This is a genomic window from Algiphilus aromaticivorans DG1253 (genome assembly GCF_000733765.1).
GTDB classification, from domain to species: Bacteria; Pseudomonadota; Gammaproteobacteria; order Nevskiales; family Nevskiaceae; genus Algiphilus; species Algiphilus aromaticivorans.
On the sequence record NZ_JPOG01000001.1, the window covers coordinates 2027316 to 2046086 of the forward strand.

17 protein-coding genes are annotated in these 18771 nt (G+C 67.9%); 3 read left to right on the plus strand and 14 right to left on the minus strand.

The window, feature by feature from the left end:
* Positions 1 to 25: 25 nt before the first annotated feature.
* The 6 genes from hflX to U743_RS09495 all read right to left on the minus strand — a co-directional run bounded on the left by hflX (position 26) and on the right by U743_RS09495 (position 5755).
* Positions 26 to 1333, minus strand: a complete 1308-nt coding sequence (hflX, locus tag U743_RS09470) for a ribosome rescue GTPase HflX (RefSeq protein WP_043767618.1) — start codon at positions 1331 to 1333, stop codon at positions 26 to 28.
* 18 nt (positions 1334 to 1351) lie between these two features.
* A complete protein-coding gene (gene hfq, locus U743_RS09475) occupies positions 1352 to 1600 on the minus strand; it encodes an RNA chaperone Hfq (protein ID WP_043767621.1) in 249 nt (82 codons plus the stop codon).
* A complete protein-coding gene (gene miaA / locus U743_RS09480; RefSeq protein ID WP_232226759.1) occupies positions 1597 to 2625 on the minus strand; it encodes a tRNA (adenosine(37)-N6)-dimethylallyltransferase MiaA in 1029 nt (342 codons plus the stop codon). The genes hfq and miaA overlap by 4 nt, the downstream gene beginning before the upstream one ends.
* A complete protein-coding gene (gene mutL, locus U743_RS09485; RefSeq protein ID WP_043767625.1) occupies positions 2615 to 4459 on the minus strand; it encodes a DNA mismatch repair endonuclease MutL in 1845 nt (614 codons plus the stop codon). Before mutL ends, miaA begins: the two co-directional genes overlap by 11 nt.
* A gap of 302 nt (positions 4460 to 4761) precedes the next feature.
* Positions 4762 to 4986, minus strand: a complete 225-nt coding sequence (locus tag U743_RS09490) for a hypothetical protein (protein ID WP_052367826.1) — start codon at positions 4984 to 4986, stop codon at positions 4762 to 4764.
* Complete coding sequence (locus U743_RS09495) at positions 4979 to 5755, minus strand: DUF899 domain-containing protein (protein ID WP_043767630.1); 777 nt, start codon at positions 5753 to 5755, stop codon at positions 4979 to 4981. Before U743_RS09495 ends, U743_RS09490 begins: the two co-directional genes overlap by 8 nt.
* A 98-nt stretch (positions 5756 to 5853) precedes the next feature.
* Between U743_RS09495 and U743_RS09500 the strand changes: the two genes are divergently transcribed.
* Together U743_RS09500 and U743_RS09505 are read left to right on the plus strand one after the other, a co-directional pair.
* Entirely contained in the window at positions 5854 to 7074 is a 1221-nt protein-coding gene (locus U743_RS09500; RefSeq protein ID WP_043767633.1) for a hypothetical protein, read from the plus strand.
* 10 nt (positions 7075 to 7084) lie between these two features.
* The gene (locus U743_RS09505) at positions 7085 to 7723 is read left to right on the plus strand and encodes a Vgb family protein (protein ID WP_043767636.1); all 639 of its coding nucleotides are present in this window, start codon (positions 7085 to 7087) and stop codon (positions 7721 to 7723) included.
* 121 nt (positions 7724 to 7844) lie between these two features.
* On the opposite strand, the gene U743_RS09510 is transcribed toward U743_RS09505, so the two are convergent.
* From U743_RS09510 to U743_RS09545, 8 genes are all read right to left on the minus strand, one after another.
* Complete coding sequence (locus tag U743_RS09510) at positions 7845 to 8834, minus strand: ABC transporter ATP-binding protein (RefSeq protein WP_043767639.1); 990 nt, start codon at positions 8832 to 8834, stop codon at positions 7845 to 7847.
* The gene (locus tag U743_RS09515; protein ID WP_043767641.1) at positions 8834 to 9805 is read right to left on the minus strand and encodes an ABC transporter ATP-binding protein; all 972 of its coding nucleotides are present in this window, start codon (positions 9803 to 9805) and stop codon (positions 8834 to 8836) included. Before U743_RS09515 ends, U743_RS09510 begins: the two co-directional genes overlap by 1 nt.
* Entirely contained in the window at positions 9802 to 10659 is an 858-nt protein-coding gene (locus tag U743_RS09520) for an ABC transporter permease (RefSeq protein ID WP_052367830.1), read from the minus strand. Before U743_RS09520 ends, U743_RS09515 begins: the two co-directional genes overlap by 4 nt.
* Entirely contained in the window at positions 10656 to 11609 is a 954-nt protein-coding gene (locus U743_RS09525) for an ABC transporter permease (protein WP_043767643.1), read from the minus strand. Before U743_RS09525 ends, U743_RS09520 begins: the two co-directional genes overlap by 4 nt.
* Positions 11610 to 11618: 9 nt before the next feature.
* Positions 11619 to 13448, minus strand: coding sequence for an ABC transporter substrate-binding protein (locus U743_RS09530; RefSeq protein WP_043767646.1), 1830 nt, complete (start codon positions 13446 to 13448; stop codon positions 11619 to 11621).
* 76 nt (positions 13449 to 13524) lie between these two features.
* Complete coding sequence (locus tag U743_RS09535) at positions 13525 to 14877, minus strand: N-acetylmuramoyl-L-alanine amidase (protein WP_043767649.1); 1353 nt, start codon at positions 14875 to 14877, stop codon at positions 13525 to 13527.
* A 94-nt stretch (positions 14878 to 14971) separates the two neighbouring features.
* Positions 14972 to 15433 (minus strand): tRNA (adenosine(37)-N6)-threonylcarbamoyltransferase complex ATPase subunit type 1 TsaE, encoded by a 462-nt coding sequence (tsaE, locus tag U743_RS09540; RefSeq protein ID WP_043767653.1) that lies wholly within the window; start codon positions 15431 to 15433, stop codon positions 14972 to 14974.
* Positions 15434 to 15446: 13 nt separating this feature from the next.
* Positions 15447 to 16973, minus strand: a complete 1527-nt coding sequence (locus U743_RS09545) for a bifunctional ADP-dependent NAD(P)H-hydrate dehydratase/NAD(P)H-hydrate epimerase (RefSeq protein WP_043767656.1) — start codon at positions 16971 to 16973, stop codon at positions 15447 to 15449.
* Between the two features lie 10 nt (positions 16974 to 16983).
* On the opposite strand from U743_RS09545, the gene queG reads away from it, so the two are divergent.
* Entirely contained in the window at positions 16984 to 18060 is a 1077-nt protein-coding gene (queG, locus tag U743_RS09550) for a tRNA epoxyqueuosine(34) reductase QueG (RefSeq protein WP_408607398.1), read from the plus strand.
* Positions 18061 to 18771 lie beyond the last annotated feature (711 nt).

Genomic DNA, 18771 nt, shown 5'->3' on the forward strand with positions numbered 1-18771 from the left:
GTTCGAGCCGTTAAAGAAGCACAGTTTAGCAGTCCGCCTGCCGCGCCGGATCAGCTGTCGCGGCGTCCCACGGGATACCGGCAGCCGCACACATGCGTTGCAGCTGCTCGCGCGGCATGTGCAACCGCAGTCGCATGGTGCCGTTGGCATCCGCAGTCTCCGAGCGCACCGCATGGGCGTCATAGAGTCGGGCGCGCAGCCGCGCTTCTTCCGGCGGCAGGTAGATATCGATCTCCTCCATGCCACCATGGAAGAAAGCGCGCACCGCCTCGCGCAGCCGGTCCAGGCCATCTCCGGAAACGGCCGAGACCGCGACACGCCGGCCCTCGCCCGCCGTGTCGAGTTCGCGATCTTCCTGCGGCAGTAGATCGGTCTTGTTACAGACCATGATGCGCGGTACCTCATCGGCGCCGATCTCATGCAGCACGGCCTCCACCTGCTCGATGCGTTGTTCGCGCTCGGGGTCGGACCAGTCGACAACGTGCAACAGCAGCTCGGCTTCTCGGGTTTCCTCCAGCGTTGCGCGGAAGGCAGCCACCAGATCCGGCGGCAGATCCCGGATAAAGCCCACGGTATCGGCGAGCACGACGTGATTGCCCGGGTCGAGGGTGAAGCGGCGCAGCGTCGGATCCAGGGTGGCGAAGAGCTGCTTCGAGGCAAAGGTATCGCCGGTAGTCAACGCGTTGAAGAGCGTCGACTTGCCTGCATTGGTGTACCCGACCAGCGAAACCGTCGGTGTCTCATTGCGCTGGCGCGATGCGCGAGAGCGCGCGCGGCGATTGCGCACGGTATCCAATCGCTTCTCGAGCATGCGCATGCGGTCGCGGATCAGGCGACGGTCGGTCTCGAGCTGGGATTCACCGGGGCCGCGCAGACCGATGCCGCCCTTCTGTCGCTCAAGGTGAGACCAGCCGCGCACCAGGCGCGTTGCCAGATGCTGCAGCTGCGCCAGCTCGACCTGCAACTTGCCCTCGTGCGTGCGCGCGCGCGAAGCAAAGATGTCGAGGATCAGCCCGGCGCGGTCCAGCACGCGACAGCAGAGCAAACGCTCCAGGTTGCGCTCCTGGCTGGGCGACAGGTCGTGGTTGAAGACCACCAGATCGGCGTCCTCGGCAGCGACCAGCTCGGCGATCTCTTCGGCCTTGCCGCGCCCTACGAAGTGGCGCGGATCCGGCTTCTGGCGCCGACCGCCGACGCACTGCCGCACCTCGGCGCCCGCCGAGCGCGCCAGCTCGACGAACTCGGCCGTATCGGCCTCGGTATCGGTACCCGGAAAGCTGACATGCACCAGGATGGCGGTCTGGCCAACCGCAGTGGCCTCGTGCTCAATCATGCGGGCATCGCGGCGATATCAGCTCTCCGACTGCTCTTCGCTGTCGTCGATGTCGGCGACACGCACCGGTCGCGCCGGCACAATCGTGGAAATAGCGTGCTTGTAGACCATCTGGCTGACCGCATTGCGCAGCAGCACGACGAACTGGTCGAAGGATTCCACCTGCCCCTGCAACTTGATCCCGTTAACCAGATACACCGAGACCGGGATGCGTTCCTTGCGCAGCGTGTTGAGGAAGGGCTCCTGCAACGTCTGTCCTTTGGTCATGCCTGCTTTCCTTTTATGTTGGTCTCGCGGCTGCTGTGCGCCGCGATAGTTCTTTGAACTTCATTATCACACCATGCAGCAGCGGCTGCTGCTGCACCCCCTGTGCTCTGGACATTGAACACCGCGTCGCCATCGTGCACAAGCACCCGCTCCACCAGCCCGCTTCGCAGCCAGGTCGTCTGACGCTTGGCGAGCTGGCGCGTGGCCTTGATGGCCGCCGCCGTCGCACTCTCAAGGCTGCATTGCCCATCGAGATACTGCCAAAGCTGACGATAACCGACCGCCCGGATGGCCGTTAGTTCCGCGTGCAGATCGCCGCGGGCGTGCAGCGCGCGCACTTCGGCCAGCAGGCCGGCTTCCAGCATGACCTCAAAACGCTCGGCGATGACCGCACGCAGCGCTTCGCGCTCCAAGGGCTCCCAACGCACCACGCGCAGCGGACCGAGCGCCGCCACCGGCCGCCCCCCATCCTGCAGAGCGCTGGCGCGCCCGCCGCTGAGCGCCACGATCTCCAGCGCGCGCTGGATGCGGCTACTGTCGTTGGGATGCAGCTGCGCGGCCCGCACCGGGTCCTTCTTCGCCAGCTCGGCGTGCAGCGCCGGCCAGCCCTCGGCTTCGGCCTTTGCGGCGATCCGAGCGCGCAGCGCCGGATCGGCCGAAGGTAGATCGGAGAGGCCGCCGAAAAGCGCGCGAAAATAGAGCATCGTCCCGCCGCACAGCACCGGCACCCGGCCGCGGTCGCGAATCTCGGCCATGCAGCCGGCGGCGTCGATGGCGAACTGAGCCGCCGAATAAGTCTCGGCGGGGTCACGGATATTGATCAAATGATGCGCCACGCGCGCCTGCTCTTCGGCGCTGGGCTTGGCGGTACCGATATCCATGCCGCGATAGACCTGCGCCGAGTCGACGCTGATCAGTTCCCCGCCCAGCCGCTCGCAGAGATCGAGCGCGAAACCCGACTTACCCGAGGCCGTCGGCCCCAGCACGACGATCGCCGGAATCTGCGCCACCGTTCTACTGCCCACGCATGAAGAGCCGATCCAGCGCCGACAGCGGCATCTGCACCCAGGTCGGGCGGCCGTGGCTGCACTGGCCGGAACGCTCGGTGGCCTCGATATCGCGCAGCAGCTGCGTCATCTCGGGCAGGCTCAGCCGCCGGTGCGCCTTGATGGCGGCCTTGCAGGCAACATCGGCCAGCACGCGCTGCTGGGCATCCAGTACTTCGCCCAGATGATGGCTGCCCTCGGCATCTACCGCCACGCCCAGCACGCGCTTGAGCAGCGCTCCGGCGGCCTCGGCCGAGAGGATGGGCGGCGCGGCGCGCAGGCGCAGCTGGCCCGGCGCGCTGCGCTCGATCTCGAGCCCCAGCTCGGCCAGCTCGGCCGCGCGCTGCTCCCCATAGTCGGCCACATCCTCGGGGACCGTCACGGCCACCGGAACCAGGTACTGCTGCCGCGGAATGGTGCCGGCCGCGTACTGCGCCTTCAGGCGCTCGAAGAGGATGCGCTCGTGCGCGGCGTGCTGGTCGACCACGACCAGGCCTTCGTTGTTCTGTGCAATCACGTAGATGCCGTGCAGCTGGCCCAGGGGTTCGCCGAGCGCCGCGCCGCTTGCCGCGCGCGGCGGCACTTGCGGTCCCTCCGACGGCACGTCTTGCGCTGACGCCGTCGCCGCCTCGGTGGCTACGGCGGTCTCCGTCCCGGCGGCTTCCCGCGCTTGCGTGGCGGAAAAACCCGACGGCGCGTAGCGCGCCTCGGCCTCGGCAACCCGCACCCAATCCGCTACTGATGGCGCTGGCGGAGCCGGCGCATGCCCACCGCCGCTGCCGCCGCCGCGGCCCGCAGCGGGTGCGTACTGATGCTGCCCGGAATCGGGGCGTATGGCGCCCAGCGCGCGCTGCAGCGACTGCTGCAGGAACTCGTGCACGCGCCCGGAATCGCGGAAACGCACCTCGCGCTTGGCCGGGTGCACATTGACATCGACCCGCGCCGGATCCAGCGACAGGAAGAGCAGGAAGGCGGGATGGCGCGCGCCATGCAGCACATCGGCATAGGCCCGCCGCACGGCGCCGGCCACAACGCGGTCGCGCACCGCGCGGCCGTTGAGGAAAAAGTGCTGCATATCGGCCTGCGCGCGCGAGAAGGCCGGCACGCTGATCCAGCCCTGCAGGCTCATGCCCATTGCGGCGGCCTCGACCGGAATCGCGTTGGCGAAGAATTCCTCGCCAATGAGCTGGCGAGCCCGCGCCTCCAGCGTCTGGGGCGGGCAGCGCCAGAGCGTGCGGCCGTTGTGCGACAGCGCCATGCCGACATCGGCGCGCGCCAGCGCCAGCCGCTTCAGCGCCTGATCGACATGGCGCGCCTCGGTGGCCTCGGCGCGCAGGAACTTGCGCCGCGCCGGCGTATTGCAGAAAAGATCCCGCACCTCCATGGTCGTGCCGAGCGGCTGGGCGTCCGGCGTCAGCTCGCCGTCCAGGCCGCCCTCGCCGCGCACAGCCCAGCCGTGCTCGGCCTCGGCTGTGCGCGAGGCCAGCTTGAAGCGCGATACCGACAGGATGCTCGCCAACGCCTCGCCGCGGAAGCCGAAGCTGGCAACGGCCTCCAGATCGTCCAGCGAGGCAATCTTGCTGGTGGCATGGGCGCTGCAGGCCAGCGCCAGTTCATTGGCGTCGATGCCGCAGCCGTCGTCGCGCACGCGCATCAGCCGCAGCCCGCCCTGCTCCAGATCCACCGACACCGCGCGCGCGCCGGCGTCGAAGCTGTTCTCCACCAACTCCTTGATCACCGAGGCCGGCCGCTCGACAACCTCACCGGCCGCGATCTGGTTGACCAGTTCTAGCGGGAGACGCTGTATAGACATGTAGGAACGTGTTCGGCCACGAGAGGCACGGATGGAAAACCGCAGATTGCGGGCGATCGAGCCGCTTCAAGAAGTGGCGGGGCCACAGATTCGCATAGATGGCGAGATCGGGGGAATGGACGACTCGCGGCTTTGCGGCGAACCACGAGGCGCCCCTACTGGCGCCACTTCCCCATACCGCAAAGCTGCCGCACATATCCGGGACAGAATATAGATTTCCCCAAACACCGCAGCGAGAGACCATGCCGACGCACTGCAGCGAGAGGCCGTACCGACGGACGCGTCCGCACACCGCCCTGATGCTATGACGGCCTCCGCCCGGACAGCGCCCGGACCCAGGGAGCCAGATGGAAGAAGCTCATCAGCAGGTACATCAGGACCATTTCGCTCAACGGCCACGCCCCTTGTCCGACCGAGCAGAGGGCAATCCGGCCATCGCCGGCAATACCGCTCACCAGCGCCATGCCCGCAAAGATCGGGGCGGCCGCCAGGCCGAGCCAGTCGGCCGCGTCGATGGCATCAGCCATCGCTGTACTCGTCGTGGCGCCGCCACCAGACACCGTGCTCGTTGCGCCCCATCGGCGCACGGTCGAGCCACTGGTACATGCTCCACAGGTCGTCCAGCCCGCGCGCATAGGCCGAATAGGTGTGATAAACGACGCCGTCCTCCAGAACGAAGGCGCTCATACCCGGTCGGTCGCGGTGGAAGGTAGGGACATGGGTGCCGCACATGGCGGCGATGCGTGCCTCGGCGGTCAGGCCGCCGACTTCCGCATCCGGGCGCCATTCGAACACCGGCTCGTGCCGATAGTTGTACTCGACGTCGCCTGCGCGCTGCTGCGCCTCGGTGAACCAGATGCTGAAATCGGCATTGAAATCACTGTCGTGCGACGAGGCCCAGGGGAAACGCCAGCCCATGCGCCGCCTGTAGGCCAGCAATCGGGCGAGCGGCGCCCGCGACGCCGCCATGAGCGTGACATCGTGGTGGGCGAGATGCACGACGATGGGGTCGAAGCCGTCCGCGGTCGAGGAGCACGAGGGGCAGCCTGCGCTGTAGTCGGGGCCGAACATGAAGTGGTAGACAAGAAGCTGCGAGCGACCGTCGAAGAGGTCCGCCAGCGAGGCAGGCCCGGCCTCCGTCTCGAAGCGGTAGTCCTTGTCGATCCGCACCCGGGGCAACGCCTGCCGCTGGCGCGCCAGCTCGTCGCCGCGCCGGGTCAGCGCCTTCTCGGCCTCGAGCAGCTCGAGTCGGGCCGCGAACCACTCTTCGCGTGTTCCGATCGTATGCTGTGTCATCGCTTCCTCTCCTGCGGTCGATTGGCGCAGGAGAAGCTAATCGCCGGGCGGCACGCGATGAGAGTGACAAGTTTGGCGCGATCCCGAAGGACTCGCCGATGGATTCGTTGATCAATGCCGCGGCGCGCGCGCTTGCTGCAGGCGACCCGCTCGGTGCACTGAACCGGGTGGCGCTGCGCGACGATGCGCCGGCCCTGGCACTGCGCGGCATCGCGATGGCGCAGCTCGACGAGCTCGACCGCGCCCGGGCGCTGCTGCGCCGCGCCGCCCGCGCCTTCGGCCCGGAGGAAGTCGTGCATCGGGCGCGATGCGTCGTCGCCGAGGCCGAAGTGGCCTTCGCCGCGCGCGATCTGAACGGGCCCGTGCAGGCGCTGATCGCGGCCCGCGCCGCGCTTTCCGAGCACGGCGACGCCACCAATGCCGCGCACGCCGGCATTCTGGACGCGCGCCGTCTGCTGCTGGCGGGCCGTATCGACGAAGCGGAGACGGCGCTGGGCAAGGAAACGACCGCATCCCTGCCACCCGCGACCGGCGCTCTGCACGCACTGGTCGCCGCCGGCATCGCCATGCGCCGCCTGCGCACCGCGGAAGCGCGTGCCGCGCTGTTCCGGGCCGAAGGCGCTGCCCGCGCCGCGGCGATCCCGGCACTGGCGGCGGAAGTCGAGAACGCGACCCGCATGCTGAGCGCGCCGGCCGCGCGCCGCTGGCGGAACGGCGCGCAGCAGCTTCTCACCCTCGCCGAGGCCGAAGCGCTGATGGCTTCCGGGCAGCTGGTGGTGGATGCCTGCCGGTTCGCCGTGCGCTTCGGCAACGACACGGTGTCGCTGGCCAGCCGCCCGATCCTGTTCACCCTCGCCCGCACGCTGGGCGAAGCCTGGCCGGACGACGTCGCGCGCGAGACGCTGGTCGCGCGCGCCTTCCGCCTGCGGCTCGACGACGAATCGCATCGCGCCCGCCTCCGCGTCGAGATGGGCCGGTTGCGCGCCGCACTGCGACCGATGGCCGGCGTCCGCGCGACGCGGCGCGGCTATGTGCTCGCACCGCGAGCGGCATGCGAGGTCGCGGTGCTGGCGCCGCCCGTGGACGAGGCGCACACGCAGGTCCTGGCGTTGCTGGCGGACGGCCGGGCATGGTCGAGCTCGGCACTGGCAACCGTCCTGGGAACCAGCCAGCGCAGCGTGCAGCGGTCGCTCGGGGCGCTCGCCGCGGCCGGGAAGGTGCAGTGGCTCGGTCGCGGCCGCGCCCGTCGCTGGACGCTGCCCTCGGTGCCCGGATTCACGACAGCCTTGTTACTCCCCGCCGCACTGCCCACTGATTAGGATGCGGCGCATGAAACGATCAAACGCAGACATCATCCAGGAGCACGGCCCCTTCCCCGGCGTCGAGGGCGTGCACGGGCTTACCTACGACGGCGACAGCATCTGGTTCGCCAGCAAGTGCGGACTGACCGCGCTCGACCCGGAGAGCAGCGCCATCCGGCGCACCCTCGAGATCGCGGCCGATGCCGGAACCGCCTACGACGGCCGCCACCTGTTCCAGCTCGGCGACGGCCACATCCAGAAGGTCGATCCGGAAACCGGCAGCGTGCTCGGCACCATTCCGGCGCCCGAAGGGGGCGCTTCCGGCATGGCCTGGGCCGAAGGCACGCTGTGGGTCGGGCAGTATCGCGACCACAGGATTCACCAGCTCGACCCGCAATCCGGCGCCATCCTGCGCACCATCGAGAGCGACCGCTTCGTCACCGGCGTGACGTGGCTCGACGGGGCGCTCTGGCACGGTTGCGGCGACGGTGACAACTGGGCGATCCGGCGAATCGATGGCGCCACCGGAGACGTCCTCGAGAGTCTCGATCTGCCCTCCGGGACGATGGTCTCCGGCCTCGAATCGGACGGCGTCGACCGCTTCTTCTGCGGCGGCGGCGGGAGCGGCAAGGTGCGGGTGGTTCGCCGGCCCGGCGCCGCGAGCTGAACCGCACGTAGACGCAGGTTCGGAAGAGCTCTGAAGCCACAGATTTCGCAGATTCAGGGGATTTTCTCTGGTGGCGCGAACTTCACCGGCGCTCACCGGAACCACAAAGAAATCTGTGGTTCTATCGCGGTTCGCCACCACCACCGCCCGCCGGGTGCAGATGGCACGCCGCCAGATGCACCGGCTGCCCCGGCGCCGCGGCATTGACCAGCGGCGGAATCTCAGTGCGACAGCGGTCGAAGGCTTCCGGGCAGCGCGGGTGGAAGGGGCAACCGGCCGGCGGGTGCGTGGCCGAGGGCACGTCGCCGGGTAGGACGATGCGATTGCGCTTGGTCTGCGGGTCGGGCACCGGCACGGCCGACAGCAGCGCACGAGTATAGGGGTGCCGCGCACCATCGAAGAGGGTGGCGGCGTCGGTCTGCTCGACGATGCGGCCCAGGTACATCACCGCCACCGCGTCGGCGATGTGGCGCACCACCGCCAAATCGTGCGAGATGAACAGGAAGCTGATCCCGAAATCGCGGCGAATATCAGCGAGCAGATTCAGGATCTGCGACTGCACCGACACATCCAAGGCCGACACCGCCTCGTCGGCGACGATGAAGCTGGGCGACAGCGCCAGCGCGCGGGCGATGCCGACGCGCTGGCGTTGACCGCCTGAGAATTCGTGCGGATAGCGCGTCGCCATCGCCGCGCGCAGCCCGACGATATCGAGCAACTCGAGGACGCGCGCCTGCCGGGCATTGCGGTCGCCGACGCGGTGCACGAGTAGCGGCTCCTCCAGGATCTGACCAATGGAACGCCGGGGATTGAGGGAGGCGAAGGGGTCCTGGAAGACGATCTGCATCTCGCGCCGGCGGGCGCGCAGAGCGCGGCGGGAAATACCGGTGACTGGGCGACCATCCAGTGCAACGCTGCCCGCGGTGGGCTCCTGCAGGCGCAGGATGGCGCGCCCCAGCGTCGACTTGCCGCAGCCGGATTCGCCGACCAGCGCCAGCGTCTGGCTGCGCGCGATGTCGAGATCGACGCCGTCGACCGCGCGCAAGGGCGGCTTCGGCGGAAAGCGGCGACCGCCGAAGTACTTCTTCAGGCCACGGACTTCCAGCAGCATCACACCGGCTCCGGATGCAGGCAGGCCACGCGCACGGCCCCGAGCGCGCGCAGCGGCGGCGGCGCGGCATGGCAGTCGTCCTGCACTCGCGGGCAGCGGTCGGCGAAGGCACACCCCTTCGGCAGGGCGTGCAGCTCCGGCACCCGACCCGGAATTGTCGGCAATCGTTCGCCGTGGACCCCGTCGACGCGGGGCAGGCAGGCCAGCAGCCCGGCCGTGTAGGGATGGCGCGGTGCGGCGAAGAGATCGGCCACCGGCGCCTCCTCGACGACCCGGCCGCAGTACATGACGTGCACGCGGTCGCAGGTCTCGGCGACCACACCCATATCGTGGGTGATGAGCAGCATGGCAACGTTCTCGGCGCGCACCAGCTCGCGGATCAGCTCCAGCACCTGCGCCTGGATGGTGACGTCCAGGGCGGTAGTCGGCTCGTCCGCGATGAGCAGGCGCGGCTTGCAGGACAGCGCCATGGCGATCATCACGCGCTGGCGCATGCCGCCGGAAAGCTCGTGTGGATAGGCACCCAGCTTGGCACGCGGCGCCGGAATGCCGACACGGTCCAGCCAGTCCGCCGCGCGGGCTTTAGCCGCGCTGCGCGTGAGCTTCTCGTGCCGGCGCAGCACATCGGTCATCTGGCTGCCCACCGTGAAGACCGGGTTCAGCGCGGTCATCGGTTCCTGGAAGATCATCGCCATGCCGGGCCCGCGCAGTGGCCGCATCGCCTTCTGCGACAGCCCCTGGATCTCGCGACCGTCGAACAGGATCCGCCCGCCCGCCAACCGTGCGGGCGGGGTCGGCAGCAGGCCCATGATGGCGGCGGCGGTCACGCTCTTGCCGCAACCAGACTCGCCCACGACGCCGACGATCTCGCCGGCGCCGACCGTCAGATCCACGCCGTGCAACGCGCGCAATTCCCCGTCGTCGGTGGCGAAGCGCACGTCGAGACCCTCCACGGCCAGCAGCGCGCTCATTCGGCCACCTTGCGCGGATCGAGCGCGTCCTGCAGCGCGTCAGAGAAGAAATTGAAGGCCATGACCAGCACGAACATCGCTGCGGAGGCGGCAATGAAGTTGTTGAAGAAGCCCGCCGTCACCTCGTTGGTGGACTGCGAGATCATCAGCCCCCAGGAAACGCCGTCCTGCACGCCGAGCCCGAGGAAGGACAGGATCACCTCGGCCTTGATGGCGGTGACGAAGACGATGGTCGCCTGCACCAGCAGGATGTGGGTCGTGTTGGGCAGCACGTGCCGGAAGATGATCGCCGTCTGCGACACACCCACCGCACGCGCAGCCTCGACGAACTCCATGGCACGCAGCTTGATGACCTCGCCGCGCACATAGCGCGAAGTCGTCGTCCAGAAAGTCGCGATCATCGCCAGGTGCATGGCCATGGCGTGCCCCTGCATGGCATAGGCCACCGCTACCACGAAGAGGAAAAAGGGAATCGCATCCAGCGTGCCCTTCAGCCAGAGGATCAGCTCGTCGAGCCAGGAACCAGCGAAGTAGCCGGATAGCGCGCCGAAGATTGCGCCAAGCAGTGTCGAACTGATGGCCACGACCAGCCCGATTTCGAAAGCCACGCGCGTGGAGTAGATCGTTCGCGCGAAAATGTCTTGCCCGTTACGCGTGGTGCCGAACCAGTGCTCGCCCGAGGCCGGCGCGAAGCTGTCGGCGCCGATGTCGGACCAGGCCTGCCCGGCCAGGCCTGCCCAGACAGCGCAGGCGACGAGAAAATAGAAGGCGACCACCGCCAGCGCGGTCATGCCGGCACGATCGCGCAGCAGGCGCCGGCCGGCTCGCAGCCAGATGCCGCCACCCGCGCTCATTGAACGGCCACGCGCGGGTCGAAGACCCGGTAGAGCAGATCGTTGATGACAAGCACGACGACGAAGAGCAGCGCAGTCACCCCCACCACGGCCTTGAGCACCGGCTGGTCACCGGTGGTCACCGCGTCGAAGGCCAGCTTGCCGGCGCCGGGGATGCCGAAGTAGCTCTCGATGAGCAGGCTGCCGGCGATGACGATGGAGGGAATCGAGAACATCACGCGCGTGATGATCGGGATCATGCTGTTCTTCAGCACGTACTTCCACAGGATCGTGCCGGCACCGGCGCCGTAGGCGCGGGCCGTGCGGATGTGGTCGCGGCCGATCTCCTCGACGAAAACCGCACGGTAAAAGCGCGTGTTGTACCCCAGCGAGACGAAGACAATGGAAAGCGTCGGCACTGTCACGTAATAGAGATAGCTACCCAGGCTGGACATGTCCCAGCCACGCACCGGAAAGAAGTTCAGCCCGTAGCGCGACGAGAAGATGATCTGGAAGGCGATGATGATGATGATGAAGCTGATGCTCATCCCCACCACGGAGAACGCCATGATCGAGCGGTCGATCCAGCCGCCGCGGTACCAGGCCGCCACCAGCGCCAGCGCTACCCCCAGAACGTTACCGATGATGAAACCCGGCAGCGTCAGTGCCAGCGATATCGGCACCGCGTCGGCGAGCAGCGCGGTGACCTCCTGGCCGGTGGACAGCGAGCTGCCGAAGTCGAAGGTCAGCATTTCCCACAGATAATCGATATACCGTGCCCAGAAGGGCTGGTCGTAGCCCAGTTGAGCGCGGACCTGCGCGATCTGCTCGGCAGTCGGGTTCTTGCCAAGCAGCTCGTAGGTCATCTCGGGGCCAAAGTAGACCATCAGCAGGAAGCTGATAAAGGTCACGCCCAGGATCAACGGTATGCCAGTAGCGATCCGCCGCAGAAGAAAGGCCAGCGTGCGCATTGACTGCTGCTAGCCCTCCACAGCCTCGGCGGCCTCAACGGCCTCGGCGTCAACGGCCTCGACGTCAACGAAGCGCAGCCAGAAGCCGCCCAGCACCTGCCGGTCCGGCAGTCCGCGCACCTGCTTGTGCCACAGCGTCACGCGCGAACGCGTCAGACCGAGAACGCCGACGCAGTCATCAATCAGCATCTCGTTCATGCGGTGATAGATAGCCGTGCGCTCGGGCCCCGGCATCATCTCGGAAGCCTTCTCGTAGAGTCGGTCGTATTCGGAGTTGCGGTAGTTCGAAGCGTTGCTCCCCGGGGCGGCGTTCGGCCCGTAGAAGAGCTGGAGGACATTCTCAGCGTCCGGGTAGTCCAGACCCCAGCCGTAGCCCATGATGGACAGCTCCGAGTTGCGCAGCGCGCGGTTGTAGTCACCGAAAGTCGCGAAACTCTCGGCCTGTACCTTGTCGCGCGGAATGCCAGCGTCCGCCATATTGCCGCGGAAGGCTTCGAACATCTCGCGCGCCAGCGACGAAGTCACCAGCCCGTATTCCATCTCAGGGATGTTGTCGGCATTCCAACCGGCGGCCTCCAGGCGCTCGCGGGCGCGCTCCGGATTGTGCGTCACGGAATCGCGCGACAGATCCTCGTCGAACTCCTCCAGAATCGGCGGGATCACACCCGGGAAAACGATGCCCAGCCCGGCGTAGAAGCGATCGTTGCGCTGCTGCCAATCGAAGGCGTCGCGCATGGCGCAGCGCAACTCGCGGTTACGCTCCTGGCGCTCGGGATCCTCGTTGTAGCCGATGGCCGGGTCGTCCATGTTGAAGACCGTGAAGACCAGCCCCGCCTCCGGACCCGTGTCCATGTGATAGCGCTCGGCGTATTCGGATTCCAGCGTCACCGGATCCTTCGAGGCTAGTACGGCATCGGTCTGCTCCACCGGCACGCCGGAGAGCATGATCTCGCGCCCGGAGGTGAAGGAGGCCCAACGCGCAGCCGACTCCTGGATGAAATCGATCTTCAGCTGATCGACGAAAGGCGGCGCCTTGCCATCGAGATGCTCGATGCCGAGATCGCTGTGCGCTGCTTTCTCATAGCCTTCGTAGGCAAGATCGAGCGGCTCCTCGCGGAAGTTCGGGTTGGGGTCGAAGCGCACCTGCGTGCGCGAGTAGTGCGTCAGCTCCCATGGGCCCGAACCGATGGCTTTCGTGCCCAGGTCGCGGCCGTGCGCCTCAACGGCTTCCGGCGGCACAATGCCGGAAAAGCCCATTGCCAGCGTGTGCACGAACTGCGGGAAGGGACGCGTCAGCTCTACACGTATGGTGAAATCGTCAACAGCGCGCAAGCCGGGCACCGCCTCGTCGTAATCGGCACCGGCCTCGACCCACTCCTTCATGCCCTTGATCTTGCCTTCCCATAGCCATTTGCCCTGGGAGGTGTTTTCGGGGTCGAAGTGGCGCTTGAGGGAGTAGACGAAATCGTGAGCCGTGACGGTGCGGCTCTTGCCACCCTCGAAAACCGGACTGTCGATGTAGCGCCCGGTCTTCTTGAGGGGAATGGTATAGACCAGCCCATCGTCGGAAATCGTCGGCATTTCAGCCGCGAGATTCGGCACCAACTCGTAGGGCCGCTCCAGATACTTGTAGCGGTAGAGCGTGTCGTAGGCATTGACGACAACGACATTGGCGTAGACCGTCGCGGCATGCAGCGGATCGAGATTCGTCGGCACGCCGTCCTCGGAGTGCCGATAGACCTTGAGATCCTCGTCCGATCCGCCGCCCGAACAGGCCGACAGGCAGACAACGGCGAGCAATAGGGCGCAGCCGGCGCCGCGGTGCAGAGCGCGCTTCATGGCAGTTCATCCGATGCAGGGCCGCAAGTCAGCGGCAATACGGCAAGGCTAGCAGCCCGCGCCGCCTCATGCGCCCTCAGGGAATGTGCAGCACCTGGCCGACGCGGAGCATATCGCCGTCGAGAGCATTTGCCCGGCGCAGGCGTGCCGACTCGACGCGGTAGCGCTCGGCGATCTCGCTCAAGGTATCGCCGCGCCGCACCTCGTGGCGCCGCGGCTCGGCACGGGCCTGCTGCTCCGCACCGCTCTCGACGTAACGCAGCGGACGGTAGTTCTCGAAGTAACCCCGGATGCCGTCGAAGACCGATCTCGCGACCTTCTGCTGGAAGGCCGAAGTGCCGAGCTTGCGCTCCTCGCCAGGGTTCGTGATGAAGGCGGTTTCCACGAGCACGGAAGGAATGTCGGGCGCCTTGAGCACCATGAAGCCCGCGCGCTGCACTTCGCCGCGCTGGAGCTTGTTGAGCTGGCCGATCGACTGCAGCATGCGGTCGCCGGCATCGACGCTGGCCTCGATGGCCGCCGACTGCGAGATATCGAGCAGCACATGCTTCAGCGTGTCGTCCTTGCTGGAAAGCTGCACGCCGCCGATCAGATCGGCCTCGTTCTCCTGCTTCGCCAGCCAGCGCGCCTGCTCGGAGCTGGCGCCGCTGCGCGACAGCGTGTAGACCGCACTGCCCTGCACGCTCGAATCCTTGAAGGCATTGGCGTGCAGAGAAACGAAGAGATCGGCTTGCGCCTGCCGCGCCTTGGCGACGCGCTCGCGCAAGCCGACGTAGTAGTCGCCGTCGCGGATCATTATCGCGCGGAAGCCGGGCTGACTGTCGACCAGCGCCGCCAGCTTGCGCGCGATCGCCAGCACCACCTCCTTTTCCTTGAGACCGGTAGCGCCGACTGCGCCGGGGTCCTCACCACCATGACCGGCGTCGATGGCGATGACGATGTCCTTGCGCTCCAGCCGTGCCACCGGCTCCACCGCCGGCGCCGCAGAAGTGTCGGGCTCGGCACGCGTGTTGCCCTGCGCCTGGCGACCTCCGGCTGTCGCCAGGTCGACGACGATGCGATGCCCGTAATCGGCCTGCGGCTGCAGCGCGAAGCTGCTGGCACGCGCATCCCGGCTCAGATCGAGCACAACGCGCAGTCTCCCGTCGGGCTGACGCGCGCTGCGCAGACCGGCGATGACACCATCCTCGGGAAGATCGTTGCTGAATTCGCCAGGGCTGACACCGTCGAGGTCGATGACCACGCGCTCCGGGTCAGCCAGCGTGAAAACGCGGTGCGCCGCGGCCCCGCTGAGGTCGAAGACCACACGCGTATTCTGCGGGCCGTCCCATACGCGCACGTCGCGCAACTCCGTCGCCGCCGCGGGTGCAGCAGCGAACAGCATCGACAGCAGTAGTAGACATCTGGCGCGAATGGACTTCGAAGGCATGGTGGCCTCCCTGGACAACCCCATTTCGCACGCTACGCCGGGCCGCCCGAAAATGCAAGGCCTATTTCCTTTTCAAACAGATACTAAGCACAACTTACTCATGCAGCGAATGCAAAGTCTGCTCTAGCCGACCGTTTTGTCGTGCATCGATCTCCGCACTGCGCCCCTTCCCCTGCAGCGTCAAGCGAATCGCGAGATCGATCGCCGGCAGTGCCCCGGCGGCGCGCTCGGGCCACTCCACCAGCCAGAGCGTGGACTCGGGCGGACTGTCGCGCAGACCCAGCATGTCCAGCTCCTCGGCATCGCCAAGCCGGTAGCAGTCCATGTGCAGCACGCGACCGGCTGGGCTCTCGTAGGGCTCGACCAAGGTGTAGGTCGGGCTGCGGATGGTCCCGGTCACCCGGAGTTCGCGCAGCAGCGCACGCGCCAGCGTGCTCTTGCCCGCGCCCAGCGAGCCTTCCAGCGCAATCACTCCGGCCACCGGTCGCGGCAAAGTCTTTGCCAGCGCCCGCCCCAGCGCCTCGGTGGCAGCCTCGTCGGGCAAATCGCGACGCATCCCCGGCACGGTGTCAGGCGCCACGCACTGCCGGGTTCACAGCAGCGCGCAGCCGATCGATCAGATCCCCCGGCACCATGCCGCGCTCGCCGCCCGCCGCCGCCAGATCGCCGGCATGAGCGTGCGCCGCCACAGCAGCCGCCGCTGCATCCACGGGTGCCAGTCCCTGCGCCAGACAGGCAGCGACCACGCCGGTCAACACGTCGCCACTGCCACCGCAGGCCATACCGGGATTACCGTCAGTGCATAGCCAGGGCGGCTGGCTGCCATCGTCGATCAGCGAGCCAGCGCCCTTCAGCACGACCGTTGCGTCGTAGCGCTCGGCGAGCGCGCGCACAGTCTTGATGCGGTCGGCTTCGATCTCGGTATTGCTCGTTTCCAGCAGGCGGGCGGCCTCACCAGGATGCGGGGTAAGCACCGCCCCCGGCACGGCCGTCGGCATCTCGGCCAGCAGATTCAGCGCATCGGCATCCAGCACGCGTGGCAGCGCGTTGTCGCGCAGCGCGTTGAACAGGCTGCGCCCCCAGCCGTCGGTACCCAGACCCGGGCCCAGCGCAAGCACCGTGGCGCGCTCCAGCAACGGCGCCAGATCCTCCGGCCCCTCTACGCTGCGCAGCATCAGCTCCGGCTGTGCGGCGCACAGCGCCGCGGCGTGCTCCGGATGCGTGGCAACGCTGACCAGACCCGCCCCGGAACGCAGCGCGGCGCGCCCTGCGAGCAGAGCGGCGCCGGCGTAACCCGGCGCGCCGCCCACGATCAACACGTGCCCGAAGCGGTTCTTGTGGGCATCGCGCCCCCGCGGCGGGAAATAGCCGCGCAGGGACGCTGCGTCGAGCCGGCGCGCCCGCGGCGCGATGCCTTCGTAGACTGCCGCCGGGACCCCCAACGGCTCGCAGCGCACGATCCCGGATGCAGCCGCGCCGCCAGACGTGTGCAGACCGACCTTGTCGCCAATGAAGGTCACCGTCAGATCCGCGGCCACGGCCGCGCCGGGCGCGGCGCCCGTGTCGGCGTTGCGGCCGGAAGGAGTATCAACGGCCAGCACGCGCGCACCGTCGACGCGCGCGGCGTTGATGATCGCGATAGCCTCGGCCGCTTGTCCTTCGGGCGCCCGCGACAAGCCAGTGCCCAGCAGGGCATCCACGATCCAAACCGACTCGTCGTAGGCGCCCTCGCCGGAGCGCTGTGGCGGCGCCACGGGTGCAGCAACATCGTCGGAGATCGCTCCGCACGCCTGCCAGGCCGCGCGCGCGGTGGCGGCGTCGCCACGCCGCTCTCCGGGCAACTCGCGCAGATCCACCGACACCCCGTCGGCTGCCGCCAGACAGGCGATCTCGTAACCGTCGCCACCGTTGTTGCCGGGCCCGCAGAAGACGACCAGGCGATCCGGCAGCCCCCAGGCCCGCCTCGCCTGACGCCACGCCGCTTGCGCGGCGCGTTGCATCAGCGTGTAGCCGGGAATGCCGTGGTCCTCGATGGCGCGCCGATCGAGCTCGCGCACGTCGGCAGCGGCGTAGAATTGCAGCCATGGCTCGCTCATGGCGCCGAGTATAGTGAGCAACGCGTTCCCGCTGGATTTGCTCAGCCTGTCCGGGCAACTGCGCGACTGGGCGGCCGAGGAAGGATTCTCGGATGCCGCGGTCGCGCGCCTGGACCTGAGCGCGGACCGCGAGCACCTGCGCGATTGGCTCGCCCGCCAGCGCCACGCCGACATGCAGTGGATGGCCGAGACGGCAAGCCTGCGCGCCGACCCCGAAGCGCTGCGCCCCGGCACAGGCAGCGTCATCTGCCTGCGTATGGACTACGGCCTGGATTCCGCCGAAGCCTGGCCGGTGCTGCGCGATTCTCGCCGCGCCTATGTCTCGCGCTACGCGCTGGGCCGCGACTACCACAAGCTGATGCGCAAGCGGCTGGCGCGGCTCGCCGAGCGCGTGGGCGCAGCCATCGCCCCGCACGGCTACCGCGTCTTCGCCGACAGCGCACCGGTACTGGAGAAGGCGCTCGGGCGCAACGCCGGCCTCGGCTGGATCGGCAAGCACACCCTGCTGCTGAGCCGCGAAGCCGGCTCCGGCTTTTTCCTCGGCGAGATATTCACCGACCTGGCGCTGCCCTCAACGGAAGCCGAGGCGACGCCGCACTGCGGCAGCTGCCAGGCCTGCATCGACATCTGCCCGACCCAGGCCATCGTCGCCCCCTACGAGCTGGACGCCGGCCGCTGCATCTCCTATCTCACCATCGAGCACCGCGGCAGCATTCCGGAGCCGCTGCGCCCGGCCATCGGCAACCGTATCTTCGGCTGCGACGACTGCCAGCTGGTCTGCCCCTGGAACCGCTACGCCCAGCGGGCCACGATCCCGGACTTCGCGCCGCGCCACGGCCTGGAGGGTACCGAGCTGGTCGACCTCTTCGCCTGGAGCGAGGACGAATGGGAGGAGCGCACCGCCGGCATGGCGCTGCGCCGCGCCGGCTACAGCGGCTGGCTGCGCAATATCGCCGTGGCACTGGGCAATGCGCCCGGTGAATCGGGAGTCATCGCCGCGCTGCGGGCGCGGGCGGATCACGAGGACCCGGTTGTGCGAGAGCATGTGCAGTGGGCGCTGGGGCGGCATCTGGCGACTAGCGAGTAGCGCAGTTCACCCACAGACTGAGCAATTCATAGCGCCCGCTGCACAACGGATAGTTGGAACCGCTTGTGCTCGCGGGTTCCGCGTCCTGATACCGCTGCACTATCGAATGTGCTCTTAGGGCCTTGCGGCAACCTTTTCTGATACCGGCGTGCTCAGGGATTCCGCGCTTGATACGGGCAAGCTGCCGTAGCACCGGTTGACTGAGGCGCGGGGTACTTTGGTTCCGGCCAAAGTACCCAAAGCCATGGTGCCCGCCGGGTGGCCTGCCGCGGGTGAGCCCGACCGAAGCGCCGGTGGCGCTTCGCAGCGGGCGAACGCCCGGACAAGGATGTCCGGGCCGGGTCACTTAGCGAGGCAAGAGCCGAGCTTAGTGACAGCGGCGGTTCGGGCAGTAACGCTTGTGCCGGATAGCTCCTGTGTTTCGGAGCGCGAAGATCGCTGCGGTCACTAGGCTCGGTCGTCCGGACCTCGCCAAGTGACCCGGGCTGGGCCTTCCATGGCCCAGCCGTGATGCGCGCTGCGACTTGCCGCCGGCAAGTCGGTCGCGCATCACCCCTCAAAGGGCACATATCGCTCTGGCTCGCCGCTTCGCGGCATCGCTGCAAATGGCGAGGACGTCATCGCGCGATGTCGCGAAGCGACGAGCCGTTCCGCCTTCCCCCTTGGTGGCGCGGCGGCTAGCGGCGCACGCAGGGGAGGATCGGCCCGGAC